The organism is Planctomycetota bacterium (assembly GCA_026387035.1).
Lineage (GTDB): Bacteria > Planctomycetota > Phycisphaerae > FEN-1346 > FEN-1346 > JAPLMM01.
In genome coordinates this window covers 1-6,334 of the sequence record JAPLMM010000281.1, presented here as the reverse complement: position 1 = coordinate 6,334, position 6,334 = coordinate 1, and the positions used below count along the sequence as shown (strand labels likewise).

Annotated in this window: 6 protein-coding genes and 1 other RNA gene; all 7 read left to right on the top strand. The window is 69.0% G+C overall.

Going from position 1 to position 6,334, the window contains the following annotated elements; translation table 11 throughout:
- An RNA gene (gene ffs / locus NTX40_10795) (signal recognition particle sRNA large type) lies at positions 1–247 on the top strand; the annotation flags it as partial.
- Positions 248–396: 149 nt separating this feature from the next.
- A complete protein-coding gene (dnaX, locus tag NTX40_10790; protein ID MCX5649560.1) occupies positions 397–1,839 on the top strand; it encodes a DNA polymerase III subunit gamma/tau in 1,443 nt (480 codons plus the stop codon).
- Between the two features lie 20 nt (positions 1,840–1,859).
- Positions 1,860–2,195 (top strand): YbaB/EbfC family nucleoid-associated protein, encoded by a 336-nt coding sequence (locus tag NTX40_10785; protein ID MCX5649559.1) that lies wholly within the window; start codon positions 1,860–1,862, stop codon positions 2,193–2,195.
- A 140-nt stretch (positions 2,196–2,335) separates the two neighbouring features.
- A complete protein-coding gene (recR, locus tag NTX40_10780; protein ID MCX5649558.1) occupies positions 2,336–2,941 on the top strand; it encodes a recombination mediator RecR in 606 nt (201 codons plus the stop codon).
- Between the two features lies 1 nt (position 2,942).
- The gene (gene rpoN / locus NTX40_10775; protein MCX5649557.1) at positions 2,943–4,448 is read left to right on the top strand and encodes an RNA polymerase factor sigma-54; all 1,506 of its coding nucleotides are present in this window, start codon (positions 2,943–2,945) and stop codon (positions 4,446–4,448) included.
- Between the two features lie 56 nt (positions 4,449–4,504).
- Entirely contained in the window at positions 4,505–5,794 is a 1,290-nt protein-coding gene (locus tag NTX40_10770; protein ID MCX5649556.1) for a hypothetical protein, read from the top strand.
- Between the two features lie 187 nt (positions 5,795–5,981).
- Positions 5,982–6,334: hypothetical protein (locus NTX40_10765; protein MCX5649555.1), on the top strand; the 353-nt coding region annotated here is incomplete at its 3' end.

The window sequence follows — 6,334 nt, the reverse complement described above, 5'->3', positions numbered from 1 at the left end:
TAGCGGTGCCCTGTACCTGCAACCCGCTCCAGCAGGGCTGAATTCCTCCCCGAGGCTTTGGTCGGTCGATAGGGAGCGGTCCACCGGGCGTTGAAGGTCGGACCCCATGCGATGGGTCGCCGGTGAACCGGGTCAGGGCCGGAAGGCAGCAGCCCTAAGCCGGAAGGCCCAGGCGCCGTGGGCTCGTCGGACCGGAGCCACGGAGACCGCAACCCGCGGTTGACCTTATTCGACGGGAGGTGCACGGCCATTTTTTATATTTCGGCCCGCCTTCGCCAAGGCTACGGCGGGTAAAATTGCGGATTGCGGATTGAACGGCGAAACGGCACGCCACAGTTAGCCGCGGGGCTTGCCCCGCGCGTGTTTTCGATTGCGGATTGAAAGACGAAAACAGTCATGGCCTACACGGTGCTAGCGCGGCGTTACCGCCCGAAGAAATTCGACGAGGTCGTCGGCCAGGAGCCCATCGCGCGGACGCTCGCCAGCGCGATCGCGACGGGGCGCGTCGCCCACGCCTACCTCTTTTGCGGGACGCGCGGCGTCGGAAAGACGACGATGGCGCGGATCCTGGCGGCGGCGCTGAACTGCGAGAAAGGTCCGACGGCGGAGCCTTGCGGCAAATGCGACATCTGCACCAGCATCCACCGCGGCGAGGACGTGGACGTTCTGGAGATCGACGGCGCATCGAACACCGGCGTGGACGACGTCCGGACGCTGCGCGAGAACGCCTACTACCGCCCCGCCCGGGCGCGCTACAAGATCTACTACATTGACGAAGTCCACATGCTCTCCCGCAACGCCTTTAACGCCCTCCTGAAAACCCTCGAAGAGCCGCCCGAACACGTCCTCTTCCTCTTCTCGACGACCGAGCCGGAGAAGCTCCCTGCAACGATCCTCTCGCGGTGCCAGCGGTTTGATTTCCGCGCCGTGCCGACGAATCGCATCGCGGAGCACCTCGCGAACATCTGCAAACAGGAAAAGGTGAAGGCCGATGCGGAGGCGCTCCTGGCGATCGCGCGCGAGGGACGCGGGAGCGTGCGCGACGCCCTGACGCTGCTGGACCAGGCGATCGCCGTGGGCGGCGGCAAAGTGACGATCGAGGCCGTCCGCGACAGCGTCGGGGCCGTCTCCGGCGACCAGATGCTGGCGCTCCTCGCGTCGTGCGCCGACGGCGACGCCGGCGCGGCGCTGCGGAAATTCGCCGACCTCCTGGCCGGCGGGGCCGACGTCCTCGCGCTCCTGGACCAGTGCATCCGCCTCGTCCGGGACCTCTTGGTCGTCAAGACGTGCGGCTCGGACGTGGAACTGGTGGACGTGTTCGGGCCGGACCCGAAGGCCTTGGCGGCCGAGGCGGAGAAACTGTCCGTGCCGGCGCTCGTGGCGGCGATGGGGTACCTGGTGGAAGCACGGTCGCGGGCGCGCTGGGCGGCGGACGGCCGGCCGGTGGCGGAATTGGCGGTGGTGCGGCTGGCGTCGCTCGCGGAGATGGAACCGTTGCCGGAGGTCCTGGGGCGGCTGGAGCGGCTGGAGCGGTCGCTTGCGGGCGGGTCGTCGAGGCCCGTGCCGCAGCCGATGGCCGGCGAAAAAAAAAAGCACGGCCTGAGTGAAAACGGAGGACGTGTCCCAGGCGAAGCCGAGAAACCTGGCGCCGAGCCGCCGGACGCGCCGCCGGAAGTGGAGGCCGCGCGGCTGGACCCAGGGGCCGAGGCGCCGAACGGGCAGCCTCCCCCGCCGCGCGAACCCGCGAAGCGGCAAAAACTCGACGAGGCCATGATGGACCCGCTCATCCAAAAAGCGATTCGCCTCTTCGACGGCCGGATCGTCAATATCGAAGACTGAAACCAATTGGAGACGGACGGATGGGCGGACTCGGCGACCTCCTGGGCTTGATGCGCAACGCCGGTGCGATGAAGCAAAAGATGAAAGAGACCCAGGAATCGCTCGCGAGGCAGACGGGGGAAGGGTCGGCCGGGGACGGCATGGTCGTCGCAACAGCCAATGGGATGCAGAAACTCGTGGGCCTCAGAATCGACCCGCAGGTCGTGAACCCGGACGAGGTCGAACTCCTGGAAGACATGGTCCGGGGCGCGGTGAGCCAGGCGATGGCGAAGGCGCGGGCCCTTCAGCGGGCGGAGATGTCGCGGCTCCTGGGTGGCCTGCCCTTGCCGCCGGGCCTCGCGGACCTGCTGGGGTAGAAAACGTCGTTCGAGCCCGTCCACCGGGGCAACGGCACGCGCCCCGCAAGCGGGGCGGCTAAACGGGCGCGCGGGCGGAAGCACGCGGCAACGTTCAGTTGGCGCCAAGCGCTCCCGCGCCGGGAGCGACAGGAAAAATTATGGACGCCTACACGGAGACGATGGAGCGGTTGATCGAGGCGCTCGGCCGGTTGCCGGGCATCGGCCGGCGAAGCGCCGAGCGGATCGCGTTCCATCTGCTGGAGGGCGACGAGGAGGAAGTGAAGGCCCTCGCCCAGGCCGTGCGGGACATTAAGGCGAAAGTCGGCCACTGCGCCGAATGCGGGGCGCTGGCGGACAAGGACCGGTGCGCGATCTGCTCGAGCGCGCGGCGAAACCACTCGCGGATCTGCGTCGTCGAGAAACCGAAGGACGTCATCCGGATCGAGGCCACCGGGGGCTACGACGGCCTCTACCACGTGCTGGGCGGCCTCTTGGCGCCGACGGAAGGGCGCGGGCCCGATCGCCTCGACGTCGAGCACCTCGCGAAGCGCGTGGTGGGCGGCGAGGTCGAGGAAGTGATCCTCGCGTTCGCGGCCACGGCCGAGGGCGACGGGACGGCCCTCTACGTGGCCGAGCGGCTGCGGGAGACGGGCGTGAAGGTGACGCGGCTGGCGCGGGGCCTGCCAGCGGGCGCGAGCCTGGATTACGCAAACCAGGGGATGCTGGCGGACGCGCTGCGGGACCGGCGCGAAATGGACGGATAGGATGCGATTCGACACGAGTCTCCGGCAACGTCTTGAGCAGCGGATGATCCTGGCGCCGCGGATGATCCAGGCGATGGAGATCCTCCAGTTGCCGCTCATGGCGCTCGAGGAGCGGATCAACCAGGAACTGATCGCCAACCCGGTGCTGGAGATCCGTCAGGACTCGCCGGAGACGCCGCAGGAGACGGATGAGGAATCGGAACCGTCGACCCGCACAGAGTCGGAACAGAACCTGGTGGTGCGCGATGCGCAAGGGGGCGCGGAGGACTTCGAGCGCCTGTCGAACCTCGTGGACCGGTGGGAGACTTACTTCGATGAAACATCCACGTGGCAGCGACCGCGCGTCGCGAGCGGCGAACCGGATCCGAAGTTCGAGGCCATGCAGAACACGCCTGACACCGGCCAGACCCTCCAGGAACACATGCTGGCGGAGTGGCACCTGGAGGACGTGCCGGAGCGCGTATCGCAACTGGGCGACCTGGTGATCCGGAACCTGGACGACAACGGATACCTACGGGTGGGCTTGGAGGGATTGGCCGAGGAGGCCGACCCGCCCGCATCGCCCGAGGAAATGGAAACGGTGCTGCGGCTGGTGCAGCGGAGCGGGCCGACGGGCGTCGCCGCGCGGAATCTGGAGGAGTGTCTCCTGGTGCAACTGGCGGCGGACCCGTCGTTCGGTGACGGGGCCGGGGCCCTTCCGGAGGACGCGCTGGAGGTTCAGCTCATCCGCCACCACCTCAAGGACATCGAGGCGAACCGGTATCCGCAGATGGCCAAGGCGCTGGGCGTCGGGATCGAGGCCGTGAAAGAGGCGGTCGAACGGATTCGGCGTCTGAATCCGCATCCCGGGATGGCGGTGAGCCCCGAGCACACGCCGCCGATCATCCCCGACGTTCGGATCGAGTGGGACGACGAGGCCGGCGAGTGGCGCGTGACGGTCGAGCGGCGAGGCGCACCGGAACTCTACATCAGCCGGACCTATCGCCGACTCGTCAAACAGCACGACCTGGACGAGAAGACGCGCGGGTTCGTCGCACGGAACATCCGGTCGGCGCGCTGGCTGATCGACGCCATCGAGCAGCGCCGCGACACGCTGGAGCGCGTCGCGCGATCCATCGTGAAGTTCCAGCGGCCGTTCTTCGACGAGAGCCCCGACCAGATCCGGCCGCTGAAGATGCAGGAAGTGGCGGACGACGTAGGGCGGCACGTCGGGACGATCTCGCGGGCCGTCGCCGACAAGTACGCCGACACCCCCTGGGGCATCTACGCCCTGCGCGACTTCTTCACGGGCGGGACGCAGAACGCCAACGGCGACGACGTGGCGTGGGACCAGGTTCGGCAGCGGCTGAAGGCGATCGTCGACACGGAAGACAAGGCGAAGCCGCTGTCCGACGAACAACTGGTCGAGAGGCTGCGGGCCGAGGGTCTCGACGTCGCCCGCCGAACCGTCGCCAAGTACCGCGAAGAACTGGGCATTTCGTCCTCACGCCGCCGCCGACAGTTTTAACGCGAACCAGCCCGCCGTCGTATAATCTAACAGGAAGGGCGGCGAGGAGTCGCGCCATGGATCCGCTCGAAAAATCGCTGCGCCGTGTGCGTCGTCGGCTGCTCGTGGTGCGGGCGGCTGAGGCGGGATTGGCCGGCGCGCTCGTCGGTGCGGGCGCCGCTCTGGTTCAAACGCTTCTCCGGGTTTTCTGGCCGCACGCGCTTCCCGCAGGATGGGCGGAGCCCCTCTGGCCCCTCGTCTGGCCGGCCGCCGGTTTCGCGGCGGCTTTCCTCGCACGGCTTTTCGTCGGCGCGTCGCTGCGGCAGGCGGCGCTGGCGGCCGACCGCGCGGGCCGGCTGAAGGAACGTCTGGCGACGGCCCTCGAGGTGCTCGATGCCGCGGCCGAGTCGCCGGGCCACGCACTGGACGCCCAACTGCTGGAACAGGCGCGGTCGGCGGCCGAGCGGCTTTCTATCCCGAACTCGTCCCTCGCCAGGTCGCTCGGGCGGCGCGGGCGGTTGGTCCTCGCCGCCATTCTCGTCCTGGCAAGCCTTTCCTTCGTGCCGTCCGTCGCGGGGCCGCCGCTGGCGGCGCCGGCGGCATCACGGGCTGCCGATGCGCTCACCCGGGCGGCGCGCGATGAGCGGATCGCTCCGGACCTCCGGCAGGCCGTCGAGCGGTCGGTGGGCCGGCTCCTCGAGGCCGGCGCCCGCCGGCGCGACGCCGAGGAGGCCACGCAGGAAGTGCGCCAGGCGGCCGCCCAGGCGGCGGAGCGGCGTCGGGCGGCAGGCGAGGCGCTCCAGAAAATTGAGAACCCGCAGGTCAAGAAGATGGTCGAAGCGGCCGGTGCAGGCGACGGCGCGGGGGCCGGCGCCGCGGCGGGCGAACTGGCCAACCGTCTGCGCGGGGAGCCGGGCACGACCGGCATGCCGCCGGTGGAGCGCGAATGTCTGGCCGACGCCCTGGAGGGCGCGGCGCCGGCAGCCGCCGCGGCGAATTTCGCGCGCCTGGCTGCGGAACTTCAGGCGGCCGCTGACGCCGTCCGCCAGAGCAAAGGCGACGCGGCCGAGACCCTCGGGCGATTAGCCGCTGCGATAACCGAAGCGCTGGGCGACCCGTCGCGCCAAGGCGCGGAGGTGGTCCTGGCGGCGCTCGAGCAGGCGCGGCGAGCGCTGGGTTTGGCCGAGGCGCCGGCCCCGGCCGAAGGCGCCGCGGTCGCTGGGGCGGCGCGACCGAGCGAGGCGCCGGCCGCAGGCTCTTCCGCCGTGCCGGCGGAGGTCGGCGCCGGCGCCGCCGCGGGTATGCCCGTTCCGCCGGAGGTCCGGCCTGAAGACCGCGACGTCGTCCAGCGGTATTTCGGCGGCTGAGGCCGGCCACGGAGAATCCCCCAAATCCTAAAAATCGCTTTCATAACCTCTTTGTTTGCAGGTGCTTAGAAAAATGGGGTCTGACCCCATTTTCTCTCCGCCGGACCGGGGGCAATTGCAATCACCCCATGACACGGCTAGACTCTGCCAAGTCGTATAAGGTTCCGGAACCTGGGAGGAGGCGAGAATGGTGAAACGGATGAGCCGGGCCTTGGCGGCGTTTATCGTCCTCTTCGGACCGGCGGCATGGTGCTCCGTGGCGGACGGCGGGTCGCAGGCACCGGCCAATGTGCCGAACGTCTACGGCGAAGGCATCCTCTTCGTCTATTCCGGGCTGGACGGGAAGACGTTGTGGGAATCGCCGTTTGTGGCGAGCACGACGGGCGGCGAGGTGGGCCTGAAGTTCCATTTGCCGCGCGAGCAGATCCTCCGATTCCGTTTGCCCGGCTCCGGCCTGGGAAGCCTCAGGTTCCGGGTGGTCGCGAACGACCTTCTGGTGGCGGACGTGCCGGGCGCCGATGATCCGCTGGTGGCGGTGTT

What these genes read in the sequence shown, in the direction of transcription:
- NTX40_10785 (MCX5649559.1), top strand. Translation starts at nt 1,860, where the DNA reads ATGGGCGGACTCGGCGACCTCCTGGGCTTGATGCGCAACGCCGGTGCG.
- recR (MCX5649558.1), top strand. Translation starts at nt 2,336, where the DNA reads ATGGACGCCTACACGGAGACGATGGAGCGGTTGATCGAGGCGCTCGGC.
- rpoN (MCX5649557.1), top strand. Translation starts at nt 2,943, where the DNA reads ATGCGATTCGACACGAGTCTCCGGCAACGTCTTGAGCAGCGGATGATC.
- dnaX (MCX5649560.1), top strand. Translation starts at nt 397, where the DNA reads ATGGCCTACACGGTGCTAGCGCGGCGTTACCGCCCGAAGAAATTCGAC.
- NTX40_10770 (MCX5649556.1), top strand. Translation starts at nt 4,505, where the DNA reads ATGGATCCGCTCGAAAAATCGCTGCGCCGTGTGCGTCGTCGGCTGCTC.